18 protein-coding genes are annotated in these 21,757 nt (G+C 53.1%); 1 reads left to right on the top strand and 17 read right to left on the bottom strand.

Going from position 1 to position 21,757, the window contains the following annotated elements; genetic code table 11:
- Positions 1-22: 22 nt before the first annotated feature.
- The 9 genes from aroF to liaF form a co-directional block, all read right to left on the bottom strand.
- A complete protein-coding gene (gene aroF / locus NYE48_RS06415) occupies positions 23-1,075 on the bottom strand; it encodes a 3-deoxy-7-phosphoheptulonate synthase (protein WP_036714963.1) in 1,053 nt (350 codons plus the stop codon).
- 375 nt (positions 1,076-1,450) lie between these two features.
- Positions 1,451-2,398, bottom strand: a complete 948-nt coding sequence (locus tag NYE48_RS06410; protein WP_340997561.1) for a 4-hydroxy-3-methylbut-2-enyl diphosphate reductase — start codon at positions 2,396-2,398, stop codon at positions 1,451-1,453.
- A gap of 56 nt (positions 2,399-2,454) precedes the next feature.
- Positions 2,455-3,918 carry a sensor histidine kinase gene (locus NYE48_RS06405; RefSeq protein WP_212950525.1) on the bottom strand — a complete coding sequence of 488 codons (1,464 nt, stop codon included), beginning with the start codon at positions 3,916-3,918 and terminating at the stop codon, positions 2,455-2,457.
- Between the two features lie 2 nt (positions 3,919-3,920).
- Complete coding sequence (locus NYE48_RS06400) at positions 3,921-4,610, bottom strand: response regulator transcription factor (protein WP_036714965.1); 690 nt, start codon at positions 4,608-4,610, stop codon at positions 3,921-3,923.
- 136 nt (positions 4,611-4,746) lie between these two features.
- Positions 4,747-6,360: a S1C family serine protease gene (locus NYE48_RS06395; protein WP_340997559.1), complete on the bottom strand. Its 1,614-nt coding sequence runs from the start codon at positions 6,358-6,360 to the stop codon at positions 4,747-4,749.
- A gap of 301 nt (positions 6,361-6,661) precedes the next feature.
- Complete coding sequence (locus tag NYE48_RS06390; RefSeq protein WP_156124752.1) at positions 6,662-7,000, bottom strand: hypothetical protein; 339 nt, start codon at positions 6,998-7,000, stop codon at positions 6,662-6,664.
- 206 nt (positions 7,001-7,206) lie between these two features.
- Complete coding sequence (locus NYE48_RS06385) at positions 7,207-7,866, bottom strand: response regulator (RefSeq protein ID WP_036715317.1); 660 nt, start codon at positions 7,864-7,866, stop codon at positions 7,207-7,209.
- Entirely contained in the window at positions 7,863-8,921 is a 1,059-nt protein-coding gene (locus tag NYE48_RS06380) for a sensor histidine kinase (protein WP_036715316.1), read from the bottom strand. The genes NYE48_RS06385 and NYE48_RS06380 overlap by 4 nt, the downstream gene beginning before the upstream one ends.
- A gap of 4 nt (positions 8,922-8,925) precedes the next feature.
- Positions 8,926-10,005 (bottom strand): cell wall-active antibiotics response protein LiaF, encoded by a 1,080-nt coding sequence (gene liaF, locus NYE48_RS06375; RefSeq protein ID WP_212950529.1) that lies wholly within the window; start codon positions 10,003-10,005, stop codon positions 8,926-8,928.
- Between the two features lie 310 nt (positions 10,006-10,315).
- Between liaF and NYE48_RS06370 the strand changes: the two genes are divergently transcribed.
- On the top strand, positions 10,316-12,133 hold the full coding sequence (locus NYE48_RS06370; RefSeq protein ID WP_340997556.1) for an IS1182 family transposase: 1,818 nt from the start codon (positions 10,316-10,318) through the stop codon (positions 12,131-12,133).
- Here NYE48_RS06370 and NYE48_RS06365 read toward each other — a convergent pair.
- The 8 genes from NYE48_RS06365 to NYE48_RS06330 form a co-directional block, all read right to left on the bottom strand.
- Complete coding sequence (locus NYE48_RS06365) at positions 12,111-12,320, bottom strand: hypothetical protein (protein WP_340997554.1); 210 nt, start codon at positions 12,318-12,320, stop codon at positions 12,111-12,113. The two genes, NYE48_RS06370 and NYE48_RS06365, sit on opposite strands and share 23 nt — an antisense overlap.
- Positions 12,321-12,429: 109 nt before the next feature.
- Complete coding sequence (locus tag NYE48_RS06360; protein ID WP_281422508.1) at positions 12,430-13,026, bottom strand: 3D domain-containing protein; 597 nt, start codon at positions 13,024-13,026, stop codon at positions 12,430-12,432.
- Positions 13,027-13,488: 462 nt separating this feature from the next.
- The gene (gene thrS, locus NYE48_RS06355) at positions 13,489-15,429 is read right to left on the bottom strand and encodes a threonine--tRNA ligase (RefSeq protein ID WP_340997552.1); all 1,941 of its coding nucleotides are present in this window, start codon (positions 15,427-15,429) and stop codon (positions 13,489-13,491) included.
- 383 nt (positions 15,430-15,812) lie between these two features.
- Positions 15,813-16,715: a putative sporulation protein YtxC gene (gene ytxC, locus NYE48_RS06350; protein ID WP_340997550.1), complete on the bottom strand. Its 903-nt coding sequence runs from the start codon at positions 16,713-16,715 to the stop codon at positions 15,813-15,815.
- A 248-nt stretch (positions 16,716-16,963) separates the two neighbouring features.
- Positions 16,964-18,541, bottom strand: a complete 1,578-nt coding sequence (locus NYE48_RS06345; protein ID WP_340997548.1) for a hydantoinase/oxoprolinase family protein — start codon at positions 18,539-18,541, stop codon at positions 16,964-16,966.
- Positions 18,541-19,668: a DUF917 domain-containing protein gene (locus tag NYE48_RS06340; RefSeq protein ID WP_340997547.1), complete on the bottom strand. Its 1,128-nt coding sequence runs from the start codon at positions 19,666-19,668 to the stop codon at positions 18,541-18,543. Before NYE48_RS06340 ends, NYE48_RS06345 begins: the two co-directional genes overlap by 1 nt.
- Before the next feature lie 4 nt (positions 19,669-19,672).
- On the bottom strand, positions 19,673-20,995 hold the full coding sequence (locus NYE48_RS06335) for a cytosine permease (protein WP_246536940.1): 1,323 nt from the start codon (positions 20,993-20,995) through the stop codon (positions 19,673-19,675).
- Between the two features lie 49 nt (positions 20,996-21,044).
- Complete coding sequence (locus NYE48_RS06330; protein ID WP_340997544.1) at positions 21,045-21,626, bottom strand: TetR/AcrR family transcriptional regulator; 582 nt, start codon at positions 21,624-21,626, stop codon at positions 21,045-21,047.
- Positions 21,627-21,757: the final 131 nt, after the last annotated feature.

The following is a 21,757-nucleotide window of genomic DNA, read 5'->3' as shown; positions in this document are numbered from 1 at the left end:
TCGCAGGTTATGAATCGGCCGATTAGACGACAAACGCCTCAGCGGGGGCCTTTTCCGTGTTGAAGGTGCGTCCGACGAGCGGAGCGAGCTTTTCCAAATCCTTCAGCAGCGCCGCGAATTGGTCCGGGAACAGCGACTGCACGCCGTCGCCCGTCATCGAGTTGTCGGGATCGGTATGCATTTCGATAATAAGACCGTTGGCTCCGGCGGCCACGGATGCTTTGGACATCGGTTCCACCAGCTCGCGGCGGCCCGTGCCGTGGCTTGGGTCGGAAATGACCGGGAGGTGGCTGAGCTGCTGCAGCACGGGAATCGCCGACAGGTCCAGCGTGTTGCGCGTGTAGCTCTCGAATGTGCGGATGCCGCGTTCGCACAGCATAACGTTCGGATTTCCTCCGGCAAGAATGTATTCGGCGGCATTAAGCAGCTCGTCGTAGGTCGCGCTGAAACCGCGCTTCAGAAGCACCGGCTTGCCGCAGGTTCCCAGCTTGCGCAGCAGGTCGAAGTTCTGCATGTTGCGCGTGCCGACCTGCAAAATGTCGGCGTATTCCGCGCAGATGTCCACGTATTCCGGCGTCATGACTTCGGTGATCGTAAGCAGTCCGTGTTTTTCCCCCGCTTCGGCCATCATGATCAGCCCCTCGACGCCGACGCCTTGGAAGCTGTACGGGCCCGTGCGCGGTTTAAACGCGCCGCCGCGCAGCACCTGCCCGCCGGCCGCTTTCACGAGTTTGGCGATTTCGTCGATTTGGGCCGCCGATTCCACGGCGCAAGGTCCGCCCATGACGACCAGCTCGTCGCCGCCGATTTTAACGCCTTTAATGTCGATCACCGTGTTTTCCGGATGGAAGTCACGGCTTGCCAATTTGTACGATTTCGTGATTTTAACGACGTTTTCGACGCCTTTCATCTGCCGCAAATGTTCGGCGATCGACGGGTCCACTTTCCCGACGAGCCCGATCACTGTACGGTCCGAGCCTTTGGAAATATGGGCTTGAAGCCCGTTTTTTTCGATGACGCGAACGATGTCCTGGATTTGTTCTTCGGGAGTTGTGTTGGATGTAATGACGATCATGATTACCATTCCTCTCTATTATCAGGTTCTGTATGCCGAATCGAATCCCGGAAGCCGGGTTCCGGAAAGCTTGATAAGCCGATACGTATTTGCTTAAACGCGTTTTAGCTTTTTAGCTTTTATGCTTTTAATCGATAAAGTAACAATAAACTATTTTCCTCCCTCCGTCAAGACCAGGGCATAAAATCCATTGGTTGCTTGGCGCCTGGTCATCGGGGGTTTTGCCGATAACTCGCGTGCAGCTTCAATCTTTTCCGCCGCTTCTTCTCGTATTTTTTAGAAAACGGCCTGATGTAATGAAATAAAAAAACAGCGGCACAAGACGTGGATCTCTTGTACCGCTGTTCCCTAATCGCTTTTTTTGGCAGTCGCTTTTTACGTTCTGATGTTTTTGACCGGAGGCAAAAGCTTTTGCATGTTTACCGTCCGTTTGATTTCCCAGGTTTCTTCGTTATTCGGATCGTATTGTTCCAAATAGTTGATGACTTCTTTCGTGATCGGCGTCGGCGTCGATGCCCCCGAAGTCACCGCCACCTTGTTGACGCCTTCCAGCCATTCGCGCTTCAGCTCGGTAATGTCCGCGATCCGGTACGCTTTGACATGGGCGATCTCCTCGGAAACCTGCGCCAGGCGATTCGAATTGTTGCTTCTCGGGTCGCCGACGACGATGACCAGATCGGCCTGGCCGGCCTGCTCGGCTACCGCTTCCTGACGCACCTGCGTCGCAAGGCAAATTTCGTTATGCACTTCCGCCGACGGATACAGTTCGAGCAGCTTTTTCACGATGTGCTTGATATCCCACTGGCTCATCGTCGTCTGGTTCGTAATGACGATTTTGGAAGAAGGAATGTCCAGCTGATCGATTTCTTCTTCCTTCTCAATGAGATGCACGTGTTCCGGCGCAATGCCGATGGCGCCTTCCGGCTCGGGATGTCCTTTTTTGCCGATGTAAATGATCTCGTATCCGTCCGCCACCTTCTCGCGGATCAAATCATGCGTTTTCGTCACGTCCGGGCAGGTCGCATCGACCGTCGTCAGTCCCTTTTCCCGGGCGATACGCCGTACTTCGGGCGAAACCCCGTGGGCGGTGAAAATGACCGTCCCTTTATCCACCTGGTTCAAAATGTCCAAGCGGTTGGCCCCGTCGAGCGTGATGATGCCTTCGTCTTCGAAAGAGTTCGTCACATGGCTGTTATGAACAATCATGCCGAGAATATATATAGGCCGCGGGAGATCCAGGTTCTGGGCCGCCTGGCGCGCAAGCACCATGGCGTCCACGACGCCGTAGCAGTATCCGCGCGGTGATATTTTAATGACTTCCATGCCTGACTTCACCTGCTTTCCTTATGCTGTTTCAGCTAACATCTATTCATTATACCCTATTCGAGTGGCGTCGGAAAGACGATCGGCAGCCAGATGATAAACGTCGTCCCTTCTCCGAGGCGCGTTACGACCTCAACCGAACCTTCCAGCTCGTCGATGATCCATTTGGCAATGGACAAGCCGAGGCCGATGCCTTCCGTCACGCCGCGGGATTGGTCGGCCCGGTAGAAGCGGTCGAAAATATGCGGCACTTCTTCTTTGTCCATGCCGATGCCGGTGTCGGATATCCGGATGCCTACCTGGTTTTTGTAAATAAAGGCATCGAACACGACCTGGCCTTCCGGCGTATATTTGAACGCGTTTTCGATAAAAATGAACAGCATTTGCTGCATGTAATCCTTGTTGCCGTTAATATAAACGCCGTTCAGGACGGAAAAGTCTCCCGTAATCCATTCGGCCGTGCGCGGCAGCATTTTGGCCCGGCGGGCCACTTCCTCGACGAGAATCTCCAGCGGCACCGGCTGCTTCTCGAAGGTCCGCCCGGTATCGGCGCGGGCCAACGACAGCATGTCGCTGACCAGCCTGCTCATCCGCTTCGATTCGTCCGCGATGTCGCTGACCGCTTCGAGCGTCATCTGATGCATGGTCTCTTCATCCAGGTTCGGCCGTTCGGAATCGTCCTTGGACCACATCTTTTGCAGCAGATCGACGTTTCCGCGGATCGTCGTGAGCGGCGTGCGCAGCTCATGGGACGCGTCCGAGACGAAACGGCGCTGCGCGGCGTAGGACTCCTCCAAGTTTTTATAAAAGCCTTCCATCCGCCCCAGCATGTTGTTGACCGTATTGATCAGCTGCCCGATCTCGTCCTGCGGCCCGTCGTAAGCGATTCGGACGCTCAGGTCCGAGCCCTTCTGGATTTGGTCGGCCGCTTCGATGACTTTCCCGATCGGGGCGATCGACTTGCGGGCGAGGAACAGGCCGAAGGTGGTGGCCATGAGTACCATGATGGTTGCGCTGATGATCAATATGGAACGGAGAAGACTTAGCAATTCCTCCTCGTGACCAGTCCAAACGGCGAGTTGCAAAAATCCGATTAACTGATTCTGAACAACAACAGGCTTTTGATAGACCATGAAAGGATTGCCGTTTAATCGGAAGGTCTCAAAAGAATCGACATTAAAAGCATTCTTTGCGGAAGGGACGGGAAAGGTCTTTTTCATCCTCCCCAAATTTTCCGTGATCAGGTCACGATTATTATTATAGTCATGCAACTGTCCAAAAATCTGGGAAGATTGAAAACCCGAAGTCGCGGACAACCCACCAATATCAAATTTTAATTCACCTTGGGAAATGTACAACACCAGATTAGGCTGAATTTGTTTGCTCTGCTCTTCAAGATTGCTCTTCACTTTAGAAAAAGTATAAAAATGAACCACCCCATACACGGCAGAGCCAAACAAGATCAGCGTTACGGCCAAGATGCACGTATACCAGGCTGTCAGCCGGAGTCGTATGGACATGTTTAGGAGTCACCTCTCAGAATATAGCCGGCCCCCCGAATCGTCTGGATTACGCGTTTGCCTCCATGTTCCTCGGTTTTTTGCCGAAGCATCGCGATGTAGACCTCAAGCACGTTGGATTCGCCGCTGTAATCGTAGCCCCAAATTTTATCCATGATGAGGTCGCGGGACAACACGCGTTTCGGATTTTGCATAAACAGGTGCAGCAGCTCGAATTCCTTCGCAGTCAGTTCCAGACGCTGCCCGCCGCGCAGCACCTCCCGGGAATCGACGTCAAGCACGATATCTTCGAAGGTCAAGCGATGGTCTTCCGCTTCCTCCTGACCGGGCTTCCGCCGCAGCAATGCGCGAACACGGGCCAAAAGCTCCTCAAGCGCAAACGGTTTGACCAAATAATCGTCGGCGCCAAGATCCAGCCCTTTTACGCGGTGCTCGATCTCGTCTTTCGCCGTCAGCATCAGGATCGGCACGCGGATTCCGCCTTCGCGCAAACGGCGGCACACCTCGAATCCATCGACCTGCGGCATCATGACGTCCAGAATGACGAGGTCGGGCTCGCTGTTGAGCACGCTTTTTAACCCTTCCGCTCCGTTGCTGGCCGTAATGATATCATAGCCTTCAAACGCAAGCCCCCTGCGCAGCATGGAAATGATTTTTTCGTCGTCGTCAATAATCAGTACTTTCGATCGCATAAACGGATGGCTCCTTTATTACTTAACTAAGTTCGTTGTTATTTCTATTGTAGCAGTGAAGTTTTGCGTTTGCATCCTTGCACGGCAACAGCGGAAGGGACCTTCCCTTCCGCTGCCGATTGAAGCCTTCCGATGATCACTGATTGCTGTCTTCAGAAGGAATGTTGTATTTGTTTTTGTCGCCGATGGTGAGCTCCATATCCATTTTTTTACCGTTGCGGACGACATGCAGCGTGACTTTCGCGCCAACCTTTTGTTTTTGGATATAATTCACAATATCCGTATGGGTTTTAACGTTGATGCTATCGACGCCGGTAATGATGTCGTATGGGCGCAGATCAGCTTCATAGGCCGGAGATTTGAAAGTAACCTCTACAACGACCGCACCTTGGGTTACGTTTGTTTCCATTTGCTTGGCGACTTCATCCGTTAAAGTTATCAGCTTGACGCCAATAAACGGTTCCGGATCCTTCGGAATTTCCTGATTGTTTTCCAGCTTCTGAACGACGTTTTTGATCGTGCTCGCCGGGATGGCAAACCCGATGCCTTGCGAATCCTTGCTGACGGCGACGTTCATCCCGATGACTTCGCCGTTCAGGTTCAGAAGCGGACCGCCGGAGTTGCCGGGGTTGATGGAAGCGTCGGTTTGCAGCAAATGCTGGTATTTTCTCGTATCCGAGCCGTTATCGTCGCCAACGTCGATCGTACGCTCGCGGGCGCTGAGAACCCCTGTCGTAACCGAGTGGTCAAAACCTTGCGGGTTACCGATCGCAACGACCGGCTGACCGACTTTCATGCTGCTGGAATCGCCGAGCGGCACGACCGGGAAGTCCTTGCTGCCTTCGATTTTCAGCACGGCAAGGTCAAGATCCTTGGATTTGCCGAGCAGTTTGGCTTCATACGTTTTGCTGTCGTTTTCGATCGTTACCTGGATGACATCCGCGTTTTCAATGACGTGCTCATTCGTTAAAATGTAGCCGTCTTTTTTATAGATGAATCCGGAGCCGATGCCGTACGGAACCAGCTGCGATTTTCCTTGATTCTGCGAATTTTGGCCGGATCCGGAATCCCCGCCGTTGTTGCCGTAATAATCGCTGCCGCCGCCGAAAAAGAACGAAAACGGATCGTTCATAAACGGCGATTGGGACTGCGAGCTCCGGCCGTTCGATTTCACGAGCGTTTCGATCTTCACGACTGCCGGTCCGGCTTGTTCCACGACGCCCGAGACGTCAAGCGGCTTGTTCAGCGGAAGCGAAGCGGGTTGATTGCTGCCGTTGCTGCTTTCCGGAGCCGCCGTTACCGGCGTGCTGGTTTGCTCTCCAGACTGGGCGGCCGTGTCCGGCGTAAACAGGTTCATCCGGTCGGATGTAAACATGAGCGCCGAAATGACGACCACGCCGGCCAGGAACGAAATCAACACCGTTTTGACGGAAGTTTTCTGCTGCGGCTTCTGGTTAAATTGCCAGTTGCCGCCGCCCCCTCCCGTTCCGCCGGGATTGCCGGAGTCGGCCGATGAACGGTATGCATTTGCTGTCGGGAGCGGCCGGACCGGATTCGGAGGCGTAATTTCGACGTCCTCCTGTCTGCCGTGGCTTTCGGCGCCATGCTGTTCTGCCCGGTCTTTTCCAATCGACTGGAACGGTCCGTAGGAATAATAATATGAAGAACCCGATTCGGAAGATCCTTGACGTTTCACGCCGTCGTTTTGAAACTCGTCTTCAGGTTGACCCGATCTGTTTCTTTCGTCCATAATAATGCCTCCTGTGCACCCTTTTTATATCTCAATGTCCTTGGGGAATTGTTTAACTGTTTATATGATGTACTATAAACCTTAACCACAGATTAAAAACAATTTAAGCGGAGATAAAAAGAAACTGCAAAAAGACATTGATAAGATGTTTTTTTATTATTTTTAACTATAAACGACTGAATTGATAATGTTCGCTCTTTAAATAAACAACAAACCCAGTACCTTTTAAGATACTGGGTTTGTTGTTTGAAAATTTTGTTTATTTAATAAATTTGATGCCACTAATTTTTAGTTCATCTCATTAAGCCAAAACTGCTATCCATCCTGCATAAGTACCGTACCATAATCCATTTATCAGCTGAGTTGAGATCAGTTTCAGATTTCCATAATATTGATAACCATTAATAGTTGTTGAATAAGGAACAGTTGCTGGTACATCCTTAGATTGAGAATATCCGCGAGAAGGTTTATATGAGGAAATGTATACTGGATCTAATGATGCGGCTAATTGATCTGAATTCAGAGCGATTTTTGAAGACTGCTCTTGAATCTGAGGCGGTATTTCATTTGATGCAAAGCTTGCACTTGGTGCGACTGCAAGTAAAGATGCTGCAACAGAAGCAATTAAAAATTTTTTCATAGAAAATACCTCCTATCAATTTGCATTTTTCATTATTAATATTATCATATATTCCAAAAAATACAATATATTCTAAATGAAGTATTCTGCAATTCTTTATTATCTTCCTGTATTTTTTATACAATCTTGCATACGAACAATCATTTTTAACCAACAGAATTAGCCGTGAAGAGGAGCTAATGTTAGTAAGCACTGAAGGATGAGCTTCATGATCCCTGCACCCATCCTTTGCGGTGCGCGTAAATCGCCAGCTGCGTCCGGTCCTCCAGCTCGCATTTCATCAGCAGGTTGCTGACATGGGTTTTGACGGTTTTGATGCTGATATGCAGCTCTTCGGCGATCTCTTTGTTGCTTTTGCCTTCGGCGATTAGAAGCAGCACCTCTTTCTCCCGTTCGGTGAGCCCGGAGGAATCGCCCTGGACGGTACGCTGCCGTATGCCGCGGGTCAGCGCCTGCGACACGTCGCCGGTCATGACCGGCATGCCGCGGTTGGCGCCCTGAAGGGCATAGATCAGCTCATCCGCCGACACGGTTTTTAGCACGTAGCTGACGGCGCCGGCCTCCACCGCATCCACGACAAGCTCATCCTCGAGAAAGCTGGTCAAAATGACGATTTTCATGGCGGGGAATTCGGCCAAAACCGCCCGGGTCGTTTCCACGCCGTTCATCACCGGCATCATCAAATCCATCAGGATCAGATCGGGAAACTGCTCGGGCGCGGCGTTTTTCAGCCAATCGACCACCTTGGAGCCGTTGTCCGCTTCGCCCACGACCTCGATGGACGGCTCCAGCATCAAATACGTCTTCAGCCCCATCCGCACCATTTCATGATCGTCGACGATCATCACTTTCAAAACATCCGTCATTGTTCCTCATCCTCTCCCTGTGGTTGTTCCCCGTTCATTCCTTCCACAAATTTAGGTATATGTACGCGAATCGTCGTTCCGGAACCTTGACGGCTGATGATTTCCACTTTTCCGCCCAATTTCTCGGCGCGCTCCTGCATCGTGGACAAACCGTAAGATCCCGTCTTATGCGGCACCTCGTTAAAACCCTGTCCGTCATCGCTAATGCTGAGCACGACCTGTCTTTGCTCTTCGCGCAGCGACATGCTGACCAGACGCGCATGGGCATGTTTTACGATGTTCGCCATCGCCTCTTGGATAATCAAAAACAGCTGATGTTCGATCGCTTCGGACAATTTGCCCTGCAGTTCGACTTCCTTCATCCCTTTGAGCGCGTTTTGGCGGCAGTAATCCGGGAACCATACCTCGAGCGCATCCTCCAGGTTTTTGCCTTCAAGCTCAACCGGGCGGAGCTGGGCGATCAGCGCCCGCATCTGCTTTTGCGCCATCTGGGACATGAAAATCAGCTGATCCATCACCACTTGCCCCTGCTGGGCATTCCGTTCCAACACTTTGGGAAGCGAGGAGGCGGACATATGAATGGCGAACAGCTGCTGGCTGACCGTATCATGCAAATCCCGCGCCATGCGCCGGCGTTCCTCCAAAACGGCCCGTTCGGCTGCTTTTTCCTTTTCCACGACCTCCTGCTCGCCCATCCGCTGCAGCAGCATCATTTTTTTCTCCATCGCGTCCATCAGGTTGTCGAACTCATGGTACAGCCGCGCAAAGGTCGGGTCATCGCACTCCCCGATCCGCACGGATAAATTGCCTTTGGCCACTTGCAGCATGTTGTATTCGAGAACGTCGACCCTCCGCTGGATCCGCTGGCCGGCCACATAGCCGATGATGATCGACAACAGCAGGAAGCCCAGGCTTGTGTAGACCCAAACCCAGGTTCCCTTTACGACCAGATATCCGCTGTCCGCCCCGATCACGAGCACCGCGCTCATCAACAGACCGGTCAGAATAAAATAAAACAGCAGCACCCACTTCGTATTTTTCATAATATTCCGCATGCGCTTAACCCACTTTGTTCACTTTAATGTCCCCGATAAACGCGCTGACATGAATCCGGATTTTTTTCCGGGCTTCCTTGTAAAACGGGGTTTTCATCTGTACGTTGCTCATGAATCCGCTGCGCGATTCGTTAAGGACCGACATGTCTCCGATAAACGAGCTGGTATGGATGGAAATCCCAAGGTCCGTATCGTCGGGCACGTACACCTTGATGTCGCCGATGAACGCCGAAATGTTGATTTTCGTCTCGCCGTAAGGAATATGCGCGTTCGTCAAATCCAGGACCGTATCGCCGATAAATTGCGACAGATTCGTCGGCTTCAATTGGAAATAGTCGCGTCCCAGGTGAATGTCGCCGATAAACGAGGACCGGTTGATTTTCCCGCCGTCGTGGTCATGTCCGTCCCATTCGCCATGGTGGCGGTGATGGTGGCGGTGTTGATGCCGGGCTTCCTGTCTCATCTCCCGATATTGTTTTTTTTGCTCGCGGTATCTTTTTTTATAGTGTTTGTATCGATCCTTCGGGTTGTCGTCGAACGGATCGTCGGGGTCAAAGTCATCGTCGTCATCAAAGCCCGCATCGGCATGGATCGTTTTGTGTTCGGCCTGCTGCTTCGTGTACGGGATGCCGAACTTTTCCTCGAATTGCTGGTCCAAAGTCGACTTTGCGGTCAAATCCTCCGGTTCGGGCGGGTCGGGCGTAAACGCCGGCGGCTCAACCGTCTGATTCGGCCGGGACGGCGGCTTGCGGTCATTCGGTTTGAAGATGACGTACAAGCCCGCCAGGATCAGCAGGGACGGGATGATAATTTTAAAGAAGCTGCCCGGGGTCACCCAATCCCAGCCTTCGTTCCTCCCCAGAAAATAAGTTCCGAACAGCAGCAGGATGGCCGCTCCCGCAAAGGCTCTCCGCCCTTTCAGCAATTCCTTGACGCCAAGGACAATGAGTATGACGGGCCAATAATGCTTGAATACGTAACCGAGACTGATATCAATGACGTTCAGCTGGTTCAGCAGGAAAATCACGCCGATCCCGATCAGGACGACGCCGCCGAACAGCCGGTCCAACCATCGTTTTTTCATAAGCCGTATCTCCTTTAAACAATCAACTTGGGGGCCGGATTTCGCTCCAGGCCTCTTCTGCAGCTTTGATCTAAGTGTACAACAGGTTGGCGTAAGAACGATAGCGGCGCGGGAATGAAATCGTCCTCCGTCCCGGGACCGAGGCAAATGGTACAGATTTACAAAAAAATAAAGGGGCTGTCCAGAAAGTCAGTGAAAACTGACTTCTGGTCCGCCCATTTTCGTTGAATGCAAAAAATAACACAAAAAAACCGTCTGATCTTGTAAAATGAAAGTTACCAGACAACCATTTTACAGAAGGACGGTTTTTATGCGTAATCAAATGACTACTACAGAACAGTATACCATGCAAATGATACTTCCTCTAGGGGATTTGGAAGAAAAAGCAGTTTCCAAGCGAAGCCTTGCCCCTGCCTTCAAACCCTATGACAACAGACAGGCTCAGATGATTCTTGATCTGGAGATGCGTATCCCTACCCACCATGTGGCGCGTGTGATTGATGAAATGATTGAAGCCATCCCGGATGAGCAATTGTTTGCTCATTACACAGGCGGAGGCCGCAGTTCCTACCATCCCAAAATGATGCTCAAAGTCATCCTTTACGGTTACTCGCAAAAGGTCTACTCTTGTCGCGGGATTGAAAAGCTACTGCAAGAAAACCTCCCGGCTATGTGGCTGGCAGCGATGCAGCAACCCGACTTCCGCACCTTGAACGACTTCCGTGGCGTGCGCATGAAGGCATTTATGGACGAGCTGTTTGAAACGATGATCCGAAAGCTTATCGCAGACAATTACATCACGATGGAGAACTACTTTTTAGACGGCACGAAGATCGAAGCTGATGCTAACAAGTATTCTTTTGTGTGGAAAAAATCCACCCTTCACTTTGAAGAGAAGCTCAAGGAAAAGGTGCAGGCGGCCCTTGCGCATATTCATACGCTCACGCAGCAAGAAGCTGGCGGATACGCGGCGGCAGAACCGGACGAACTCCCTGCAAGACTCGAAAAAGCAGCCGCCATACTGGAAGAAAAGGTGGAGGATTTCACCGAACAAATCGCTCAGGCAAACGACAGCGAAGAACGGAAAGCCTTACGCAAAGAGCGCAGTGCCTTGAAGAAGCCACTGAAACAAATTCGGGAGGACTTTCTTCCTCGGCTCGCCAAGTATGAGCAGCAGAAGGCGTGCTTTGGCGATCGCAATAGCTACTCCAAAACAGATCCGGACGCCACGTTTATGCGTATGAAGGAAGACCACATGAAGAATGGTCAGCTGAAACCGGGTTACAATGTGCAAATGGCGACAGAAAACCAGTTCGTGTTATTTTACAGTATCCACCAGCGCCCCACCGATACGCGCTCTTTCATCCCGCATATGAAGCGATTGGCCGCGTCTTCTTTGCCGATGCCCCAAACGGTGATTGCTGATGCAGGCTATGGTAGCGAAGAGAACTATTTGTATGCGATGGGCGAAGAAAAAGAGTCCCGTTTTGATTTTCTCATTCCTTACGGCAGTTATATGAAAGAGAAAACGCGTCGCTACAAGAAGGACATTCGGCATGCCTCGAACTGGATGTATGAAGAGCGCGATGACCGATTTGTTTGCCCGAATGGCCGGTATGTTCGCTTTAAGAAATACCAAACGAAAAAAAATGCTTCCGGCTTGGAACAAAGCTTTAAGATATATGAATGTGAAGATTGCAGTGATTGTCCATTCAAGGCAAGCTGCACCAAGGCCAAGGGGAACCGCCAGGTACACTGGAATACGATCTGGGAAGAACTAAAAGCAAAGGCCAAAAAAGCCCTTGAGGATGACGAGAAATCCGCGATCTATGCTCGGCGTAAAGTCGAGGTAGAAAGCGTATTCGGTCACATCAAGGGCAATCGGTCGTTCCGGCGGTTCTCCTTGCGAGGGCTGGAGAAGGTTCACACCGAGTTTGGGATTGTGGCTTTGGCCCACAATCTACTGAAGGTGGCAGGCATCCGCCTCGCTACTTTCCTGCAAAAGCGACAGAACAAAAAAAGTTGGACGGAAAACATGACGTTTTTCCGACCAACTTTTTATTTTGGGGACTTATTGGACAGCCCCTTATGCTTCGTTATGTTCCTTAAGCTTGGTCAGTCGGTTTGAATTCTTCGTCAAACTTCTCGTTTGGCGTTTTGTAGCTGCTGCTGCCTGCGCTGCCTGCGGTACCAGCACCACCTGTACGAGCTGCGCCAGTCGTTTGCGTCGTAGGCGTGTTCGCAGTGTCTTCGCCAAATTCCGTTTTGAACTTTTCGTTCGGAGTCAAATAGCTGCCTTGTTGTTGCTTTTTCATGGCCGTTTCACCTCCCTGAGCTTGTCGTAAACGGCAAACCTCGGTTGCCGGGGGGTTATTCCCCAGTCAGTAGTATGTGAAATGCCAAGAAAATTATGCGGCAGTCGCTCTAAATGACTTCTTCCAGCAATGAAGCCGGAACCGACTTATAAGTCTGAATCGCTTTGCCCAGCGTATTCAGCATTTTTTCGTTGCACTTGCCGTTGCCGCGTTTGATGACCTGCACCTCGACCTCTTTTTTGCCCCATTCCTTATAAACCTGCTTCGTCGTATCGAAATACAGGTCGATTTTCCGTCCCTTAATGGCGGAGCCGACGTCGGCGACGATCGCGTACCCGTAACCGGGAATGTACAAAATGGTGCCCAGCGGAAACACGCGCGGGTCGGCCGCAATCGTCGAGATCGTGTTTTTGTCCCTCCGCACTTTCACGCCGGAGTAGGTTATGCCGTATTGCGGGTGCGAAGGGCGTTTGCCCGTGGACTCGTAACCGGCGGTATAACCCGTTGCCATGACTTTGACGGTATGGATCACCTGCTCTCTCCTAGGAGCCGTCACCGCAACCGCCCCCTGCTTTTTCGCCGGGACCTTCGTTTCGGGTTTCGTCATTGCAGGCAATGCCTTTGCGGCAAATTTGGGCAACTCGTTCTGGGACTTCGCGGCGAATTGCGAAGCTTTGCTCTTATTGAGATCGACGATCATGAACATTTCCGGGTTCGAAGCATATTTTAACGGTTTCAGATAATAATCGTTTTTTGAAGCAATCATCGAATTGGGGTTGCTGTCCTCGACGTAAGACGGCATCATCGAAAACGACCCCGCATACAAACTCGGCGTTTCCGCGAACAACCCGACCAAAAGCATGCAAAACAAAATCCTCTGCCATGTTTTTACCTTCATCATTGAAAATCCTCCCCCTTTACTTCCGAGGATGTCCAGATGATTTGGCGTTTATACATGAATGTTGAACCTGAGGTTCAAGGCAGAGGATGATGTCGCTCAAAACGGGGAACGCATTTTCAATAGGCGAGAGCAGCCGCTACGGTTACGGATCCTTCTTCCGATCGCTGTTGTCTTCAACATTTCCTTCGGAAAGCTTTTAGACGACCGCAGCATATATCGCTACTTCCGGTTCATTTTCGTTCCTGCCCAATTTCGAGTCATTTGTATTTAAAAAATCTCGCGGTTTGCGATTTGCTCTTTCAGCATCGCCACCGCTTCGGCAAGCGGCTTCGCGCCCTGGTCGCCTTCCCCGCGTTTGCGGATGGAGACGGACCCTGCGTTCATTTCGTTTTCGCCGACGATGAACATGTAAGGGATTTTTTCCAACTGTCCTTCGCGGATTTTGTAGCCCATTTTTTCGTTGCGAAGGTCGGCGTCAACCGTGATGCCGTTCAGCTGGAGCTGTTCGGCGACTTTCTTCGCATAGTCTTCGAAAGCGTTCGATACAGGAATGACTTTGACCTGCACCGGGGACAGCCACAAAGGCAGCGAACCGGCGAAGTTTTCGAGCAGGAAGGCCGTAAAGCGCTCCATCGTGCCCAAAATGCCGCGGTGGATGACGACCGGACGGTGTTTTTGCCCGTCATCGCCGACGTATTCCAGCTCGAAGCGTTCAGGCAGCAGGAAGTCGAGCTGTACGGTCGACAGCGTTTCTTCCTTGCCGAGCGCCGTGCGGATCTGCACGTCCAGCTTCGGTCCGTAGAAGGCCGCTTCCCCTTCCGCTTCGAAGAACGGAATGCCGGTTTCCTCGACGACCTCGCGCAGCATGCGCTGGGACATTTCCCACATTTCGTCGTTCGGGAAATATTTTTCGGTGTCTTCCGGATCGCGGTAAGACAGGCGGAAACGGAAGTCCTTGATGCCGAAGTCTTCGTACACCTTCGTGATCAGCTGGATGACGCGCAGGAATTCTTCCTTGATTTGGTCCGGACGGCAGAAAATATGCGAGTCGTTCAGCGTCATGGCGCGCACGCGGTGCAGGCCGGTCAGGGCGCCGGACATTTCGTAGCGGTGCTGCATGCCCAGTTCGGCGATCCGGATCGGCAGGTCGCGGTAGCTGTGCATTTCGCTCTTGTAAACCATCATGTGGTGAGGGCAGTTCATCGGACGAAGGACAAGCTCCTCGTTATCGAGCTCCATTTTCGGGAACATGTCCTCCTGGTAATGCTCCCAGTGGCCGGACGTTTTGTACAGCTCGACGTTGCCGAGAACCGGCGTGTATACGTGCTGGTAGCCGAGGCTTTCTTCCAAATCCACGATGTAACGTTCCAGCGTCCGGCGGAGTTTGGCGCCGCGAGGCAGCCACATCGGCAGGCCTTGTCCCACGAGCTGGGAGAAGGTGAAGATGCCGAGCTCCTTGCCGAGCTTGCGGTGGTCGCGTTTTTTCGCTTCTTCCAGCATGTGCAGATGCTCGTCCAGCTGGGCTTTTTTCGCGAATGCCGTGCCGTAAATCCGCTGCAGCATTTTGTTTTTGCTGTCTCCGCGCCAGTATGCGCCGGCCACGTTCATCAGCTTGAACACTTTGATTTTGCCCGTCGAAGGCAGATGCGGACCGCGGCAAAGGTCAAAAAACTCGCCCTGCTCGTAAATGGAGATGACGCTGTCCTCAGGCAGCGCATTGATCAGCTCCAGCTTGTAAGGATCCCCGAGTTCGCCGAACATGTCGAGCGCTTCCTGGCGGCTGACTTCCTTGCGTACGATCGGCAGGTTTTCGCCGACGATGCGTTCCATTTCTTTTTCGATTTTTTGCAAATCCTCAGGGTTGAGCGGATGCTCGAGATCCATATCGTAATAAAATCCGCCTTCGATGACCGGTCCGACGCCAAGTTTTACCTCTTTGGCGCCAAACAGGCGTTTCGTCGCCTGAGCCATCAAGTGGGCCGTGCTGTGACGCATCACTTCCAGGCCTTCCGGCGAGTCAAGCGTCACGATTTCGATTGTTGCGCCCTCTTTGAGCGGGGTGGACAAATCCACGACAATCCCGTCCATTTTGCCGGCTGCCGCGTTTTTCTTCAGACCGCTGCTGATCGATGCGGCCACATCCTCGATCGTGCTTCCTTCCGCGTATTCCCGGACCGAACCGTCCGGCAGTTTAATGTTTACTGACACCTTTCATTCCTCCTTCAAAATTCAACCAAAAGCATACAAAAAAACACCCATCCCTAAAAACATAGGGACGAGTGTCTGTACCCGTGGTTCCACCCAATTTTGATAACGCCCCAAAATCCGGATTTCCTCATGCGGAGCCGAAACATTATCCTTCGTCAGCATCTGATAACGGAATGACCCGGCGCCCATTACTTGCTTGCCCGCTTAGGGGAAAACGTTCCTGGCCGCAGCTACAAAGGGGTAGACGCATAAGCCGGATGCGTGAGGAATTTTCAGCCGCCGGTTCCTCTCTCTGCAACGCCCGTTTCTTAGGTCCATGTCTTTGTCGAAGCTTTTATCGAATTATGTGTGTTATTATAAGTCCCAAGCTTTTGACAGTCAAGTCAGATCTTGCCCGTCTCGCGGAAATACCCATGGCAATCGGGGCAATATCTGCATATTTCCACCCGGTCTTCGAATATTTGCGTCAAGGTCCGGATCACCGCCATATGCGGCTCCCGGGTATGAATGACGATTTTGGCCGGGGACACGGAGATCAGCGTCGTCACGACCGCGTCTTCCATCTGCAGGTCCTTCTGATCCAGCCGTTCCACGACGACGCCTTCGTCATAGCGGTAATCCAGCGGCTTCAGATTCTCATCCAAAAGCAGCACGTCCTGGCCGCCTTTATGGATCAGATGAACCAACGGGACCTGCGGCTGCTGGAAGTACACGAAATATTTCAGCATGCCTACGAATTCCTCGTACTGACGGTCCATAATAAATTCGTCCACCGCGTATTCCACGATTTCCTTCAGTTCCTTCATGTAGCTTTGGGCGCGAAAGGTCAGGAACCCGTCCACGTGCAGCAGCGGCCTTTCGCTCAGGCATTGTTGGATGCCCTGCTCCAGCATCGCCGAACGGCGGTTCCACGATGCGCCGAACTCGGGATTTTTCTCCAGGATCATGCGGCAGTGTTTCAGGATTTGCTCATGCTCTTCCGGTTCGGGAAAGTCGAACTCCTCGTTCAATATTTTTTCCGTCAGCTCCCGCTCTTTCTCCTGCAAAATATACTCGGTAAGCGCTTTGGCCGCGGTCCCGTAAATCTGCTGCAGCACGTTGCCTTTGATAAAACGCGGGTCGTCCTCGCGGCAGCGCCAGAAGGTCATCCCCTCATGGACCGAACAGCTGATGCTGAGCGTTTTGTACTTTTTATGTAAAGCCTGGTTCGCTTTCGTAATGATGCTGATGTAGCACTCCTCTTCCTGCGGATCGGAGGTTCGGGCTGCAATGCTGAACAGTTCCATGGAGTTCACTCCTTTCAAAATCCTTCTTACAAAGTATATGTCTCTGCGGGGGGGATATACGGGAGGGATCGATGGAAAACAGGCTAACATTTCTCAGGCCGAACCCGGCATGCATCCGCTGGAAAAACCGGGCGGAATTCGAGTTTCCGGCTGCCAAATTCCGGGTGTTTCCGAAGCCAAAAAAGGCTCCCTCCCCTGTCTGTCCGACAAAGGAAGAAGCCTCCTGATCTCAATCGTTTACGGGACGTTTATAAACGTCCTGCCGCCTTCACTTTCACGAGCAATGCATTGCCCGGCATATACGCGAGCGGAATGTCCTCCGAAAGCACGATTTGCACCGTCGCCCGGTCGGCTCCGGCAAGCACCGCCTGCTCGACGGCATGGTTTTTGGCATCCGCCATCGCCTCTTCGTAGGTCATTTCATCGAGCGAGTAAATGCGTTCCGTCTCCCCGCTGACCTCGCCGAGCGCCGCGCCGATCGCGTTCGCCGCATCGTAATGGTCCGGTCTGACGATCCGGGCGACGCCTTGGAGCTTGTCCGGAACAAGGATGCTTCCGCCCCCGACGAGAATGACGTCCACGTCCTCCGCGCTCGTTTTCATGCGGTCGATCGCGTCTTCGATGTCGCGCGTGATGATCTCATCCGCTTGGCGGCAAACCGAAGCGTCGAGCCCCTCCGTCCGCGCGCCGTCCCACTCGTAACGGCCGAGCTTCACGGCCACGTCGGTTGCCGTCAGCGTATCGCCGCCAAAAATGCGGCCGCGTTTCAAAAGCTCGTACCCGACGCTGTCCGGCCCGACCGTAACGGTTTCGCCCTCGCCGCCGGCCCGTACGATCGTGCCGCCGCCGATGCCGATCGACAAAATGTCCGGCATGCGGAAGTTCGTGCGCACGCCGCCGATTTCGGCCGCGGCCGACGATTGCCGCGGGAATCCTTGGGCCAGCACGCCGATATCCGTCGTCGTGCCGCCGATGTCGACGACAAGCGCGTTGTTCAGCCCGGACAGGTGCGCCGCGCCGCGGATCGAGTTCGTCGGCCCGCAGGCAATCGTCAGGATCGGGTAACGGAGCGCGTATTCGCTGCGCATAAGCGTCCCGTCGTTTTGGCAAATATAAACGCCGGCGTCGATCCCGAAGCTTTGCAGCGCCTGCTCGAAGCCGCGCACGACGCCCGCGATCACGTTCAGCAGCGCCCCGTTCAGCAGCGACGCGTTTTCGCGTTCCAAAATGCCGATGCTGCCGATTTCATGCGAAAGCGTCACCGGCATGCCTTCGCCGAGGATCTCTTTCGCAAGCTCCGCGACCCGCTTCTCCTGCGACGCGTTGACCGGAGAAAATACGCCGCAGACGGCGACGGCTTCCACTTCGCCTTTCATGCGGGCCAGGTAATCCTTGATCTCGGCTTCGTCGAGTTCGACGATCGTGCGCCCGTCATATTCGTACCCGCCCCGTGCAACATAGGCATGCGGGCCCACCGCGGCCTTCAGCGTATCGTCCCAATCCGCCAGCGGAGGCACGGACGTCGTTGCCGGCGCGCCGATCCGGATCAGGCCGACTTTGCCCAGATGCTTCCGCTCGACGATGGCGTTGGTGCAATGGGTCGTACCCAGCATGGCGTACTGCACCCGGGCCGGATTCACGCCGCTCTCCGCGAGCAGGCGGCGGATCGACTCGACGATGCCTTCGTTGACGTCGCGCGTCGTGTGAACCTTGACCGTATGAATCGTGTCAAGCTTCGAATCGAGCAGCGCGGCGTCCGTATTCGTCCCGCCGACGTCGATCCCGATGCGGTATGTTTCTTCGTTGTTCATCATCGTCCAAGGCATTACAGATTTCCTCCTTTTCCGGCTGCCAGCTCTTCGATCGGAACATAGGGAATATCGTAGCCGAAATATTTCGGCCCGACCGTCTCAAGCCCCTTCGGCGTCCGCCATCTCGGGTCGCAAGGGAAGCCGACCGCCGTCACCCTCGCTCCGTATTTCAGGTTTTCGGTCGTGATCGGCATTCCGGTGTCCTGGTCGAGCAGCGAAATGAGATCCGGCGTCACGGCCAAGGAACGCCCCTCCTCCGTCGCCAGAAGGAATTCGTTCTGGAAATAGAGGCGCATCGTGCGTCCCTTTTCGGCATCGGTGCCTTCAAACACCGCTTCGCCCCGCGTAAAACCGCCTTCGGTCCGGCGCCGGATGTCCACGGCTTTGCCGTTGAACAAGGCGTAACCGTGAAGCTGCTTCAGCAAAGCTTCGATCGGGTTTTGCTTCTGCTCTTTGGATTCAAACAGCGTTTTCCCGATTTCATAGGCCAGCGTCAGCGTGTGCGGCACGGCGCTTTTTTTAACCTGCGCCCCCGACACGGGATAATCGCAGATCGAAGCCGAACCGCCCATCTGGATCGTCAGCGCGCGCGCCATCCGTTCCTCCCAAACGCCGTCGATCGCATGCATAAGCACGCCGTTGCCCCGTTCATCGGCCATCGTGATCGGGCTGCAGTCGATGCCGTCAAGGTAAAACGTCACCATCTGCGATTCCGGGAAAGCGCGTCCCATCGCATCGGCATCCAGAATCGGAATGCCTCGTTCCGCTGCCGCGATGACCGGCACCAGCGAATTGCCGCCTCCGACCTCGATCGGCATAACGGCGCTCACTTTGCGGCCAAGCTCCTTTTCGATCAAATCCAAAGGCTGCGTCATCTGCTCGATGGAAGGAATTTTTTCGTTCATGACGGTCGGCGCCCCAATCATCGAAAGCGGGACAACGAGACTATCGTCTTCCAGTTCTTCGGGTCTAACCAATCGAACCGGGCCGTATTTGCGGATGGCTTCCAACGCCATCAATTTCCCGATATGGGGATCCCCGCCCCCGCCCGTGCCAAGCACCGCCGCGCCGACGGCGATGTATTGCACGGCCTGTTCGTCCAATGCCGTCAATTTATTCTGATCCGTATTGTTGTTAGCCATGATGTTATCCTTTCTGTTCTTCTTTTTTGCTCAGCAGTTTTCCGACGATCCACTGGACGATAAACGCGAATATGAAGGCGTCCAGCGCCGGAACGCGCGTCAGCTGGAACAACCCGAAGCCGTCCGGGGCCGGTGTCGTCATGTACGCAAACAGCGTTGCAACCACCCAGACGATCAACGAACGGATGATCCAGTTTTTGTTGCGGTCAATGCCTTCGAACGTAAACTTCGCACGGTTCACAAGCAGATACTCTGCGGTATACAGGCCGCCGATCGGCGACACGAAGCTCGTAATGACGTTCAGGAAAGACAAAAACTTATCATAGATGCCGAACACCGCAAGCAGCGTGGCCAGAATGCCGGCGATGATGGTGATCAGCTTTTTCGGCACCCGCTGAAAGACCACGGAAAAGCCGAGGGAAGCGGAATACAAATTGTTCGTATTCGTCGTCCACTGCGCCAGCGTCAAGACGATAATGGCAGGAAGGCCCAGTCCCAGCGCAATGAAAATATTCGTCAAATCGTCCGTGTCCATCAGCCGGGACAAAAAGATCGCGATGACCGTCATAAAGCTGTTCCCGACGAAAAAGCCGATAAAAGCCGCGGTCACCGCATGCATCGGCGTACGGGCCCAGCGCCCGATGTCCGGCGAAAGCACGGTGCCGACGATAAAAATCCCGATGACGAGCGAAATCGCGGTTCCCATCGGAATCGGCGAGGCGCTGATCGGCTCCCAGATGGCCGCGGTGCCTTTCGTTTTAAACGCCGTGAACACGGCGATCCCGATAAAAATAACGAGCAGCGGCACCGACCATACGCTTAATCTTTCGATGGAGCGGTACCCCCAAATCGCGGTCGACATCATCAGCAGCCCGCCGATAAAAGAAAGCAGCCCCAAAGGCAGGTCCACCCCCACAAGCTTATCGAAGGCCGTATGCATGTTCGAAGCAAAAAAACCGACCTGGACGCCAAACCAGCCGAGCGAAAAAATCCCCAGCACGATCGACACGATCCGCGCCCCGACGTTGCCGAACAAAAACCGGCTGATCATCGCCGTGGACAATCCCGTCTTCGCCCCGACAAAAGCGCACAAAGCGCCGATCAAGCCGAGAATGACGGAACCGATCACCGTCGCCGTCAGCGAATCGGACAGATTCATGCCATTGCCGAGCTCGGCTCCCAAAAACATCGCCGACAAGTCGATCCCGATCGCGATCCATACCAGCGACATGGACAACCATTTTTTGCGCATATGCGCGGGAACGGGCTCCCTTTCAAAATCCTGCGCGCTTGCTTCATTGCTTTTCACTTGACTCGCTTCACTCAATGTACCCATCCCCTTGTCGTGTAAATTCTGGTTGAGGTTTGTCCATCGCCTACGAGCGCACGCCGTTCCAAAACGTTTCAAAGACATGGTTCAGCTTGCGTTCATAAACTTCCTTGGAGGAGTAATAGAAATATTGAATGCTTAATCCGTCCATCACGTTCAAAAAAGAATCTACCAGCGGCTGCACCTTCTGCTCGCGAATGACGCCCTCTTCCATTCCCCGAACCATCCATGCGCCGACGAGCTTCGTCAGCGATTGGTCCGAATGAAGAAAAGCCTCCTCGATCGTATCTTTCAGAAACGAAGGCGGGAACACCATGTACCGCAGCACGATTTTGCTTGCCTCGGGACACTCCCGGTAAAATTCGTATTGCCTGTTTAAAATCCCGTACAAGCTTTCCCGCACCCCTAATTTCTCCCGCCCTTCGGACAACTCCTGGACGTACGAATTGTATGCATCCATCGCCTCGCGAAAGACCGTCATGAACAAATCTTCCTTGTTCTCGTAAAAGGCGTAAATCGCCGGAGTTTTCACGCCGGCTTCCTTGGCGATTTCGGATAGTGCCGTGCCGTCGTACCCTTTTTCCCCGAACAAACGCATCGCGGCTTCCTTCAATTTATTTCTGGTCATTGGATTACCTCAGCTCCGATTTAATTAACGTTAATTAAGTAAACTATACGAAAATACGCATAAAAATACAATACTTTTTTTCGCAAAATTCGACATCACTACGTTTGCACCTAAAAATAAAAAAATCCCGC

Source organism: Paenibacillus sp. FSL M7-1455 (genome assembly GCF_038004655.1).
Taxonomy (GTDB): domain Bacteria; phylum Bacillota; class Bacilli; order Paenibacillales; family Paenibacillaceae; genus Paenibacillus_AQ; species Paenibacillus_AQ cookii.
Note: the sequence above shows the minus strand (reverse complement) of the source record. Positions and strands in the feature narration are given on the sequence as shown.

Bases quoted from the DNA above. Each gene is read 5' to 3' on its own strand.
- liaF (WP_212950529.1), bottom strand. From the start codon at position 10,005: ATGAAAAAACGATGGTTGGACCGGCTGTTCGGCGGCGTCGTCCTGATC.
- NYE48_RS06340 (WP_340997547.1), bottom strand. From the start codon at position 19,668: ATGGCTAACAACAATACGGATCAGAATAAATTGACGGCATTGGACGAA.
- NYE48_RS06365 (WP_340997554.1), bottom strand. From the start codon at position 12,320: ATGAAAAAGCAACAACAAGGCAGCTATTTGACTCCGAACGAAAAGTTC.
- NYE48_RS06370 (WP_340997556.1), top strand. From the start codon at position 10,316: ATGCGTAATCAAATGACTACTACAGAACAGTATACCATGCAAATGATA.
- NYE48_RS06330 (WP_340997544.1), bottom strand. From the start codon at position 21,626: ATGACCAGAAATAAATTGAAGGAAGCCGCGATGCGTTTGTTCGGGGAA.
- NYE48_RS06395 (WP_340997559.1), bottom strand. From the start codon at position 6,360: ATGGACGAAAGAAACAGATCGGGTCAACCTGAAGACGAGTTTCAAAAC.
- NYE48_RS06380 (WP_036715316.1), bottom strand. From the start codon at position 8,921: ATGCGGAATATTATGAAAAATACGAAGTGGGTGCTGCTGTTTTATTTT.
- NYE48_RS06360 (WP_281422508.1), bottom strand. From the start codon at position 13,026: ATGTTCATGATCGTCGATCTCAATAAGAGCAAAGCTTCGCAATTCGCC.
- NYE48_RS06385 (WP_036715317.1), bottom strand. From the start codon at position 7,866: ATGACGGATGTTTTGAAAGTGATGATCGTCGACGATCATGAAATGGTG.
- NYE48_RS06390 (WP_156124752.1), bottom strand. From the start codon at position 7,000: ATGAAAAAATTTTTAATTGCTTCTGTTGCAGCATCTTTACTTGCAGTC.
- NYE48_RS06345 (WP_340997548.1), bottom strand. From the start codon at position 18,541: ATGCCTTGGACGATGATGAACAACGAAGAAACATACCGCATCGGGATC.
- ytxC (WP_340997550.1), bottom strand. From the start codon at position 16,715: ATGGAACTGTTCAGCATTGCAGCCCGAACCTCCGATCCGCAGGAAGAG.
- NYE48_RS06405 (WP_212950525.1), bottom strand. From the start codon at position 3,918: ATGTCCATACGACTCCGGCTGACAGCCTGGTATACGTGCATCTTGGCC.
- NYE48_RS06400 (WP_036714965.1), bottom strand. From the start codon at position 4,610: ATGCGATCGAAAGTACTGATTATTGACGACGACGAAAAAATCATTTCC.
- aroF (WP_036714963.1), bottom strand. From the start codon at position 1,075: ATGATCGTCATTACATCCAACACAACTCCCGAAGAACAAATCCAGGAC.
- NYE48_RS06410 (WP_340997561.1), bottom strand. From the start codon at position 2,398: ATGGAAGTCATTAAAATATCACCGCGCGGATACTGCTACGGCGTCGTG.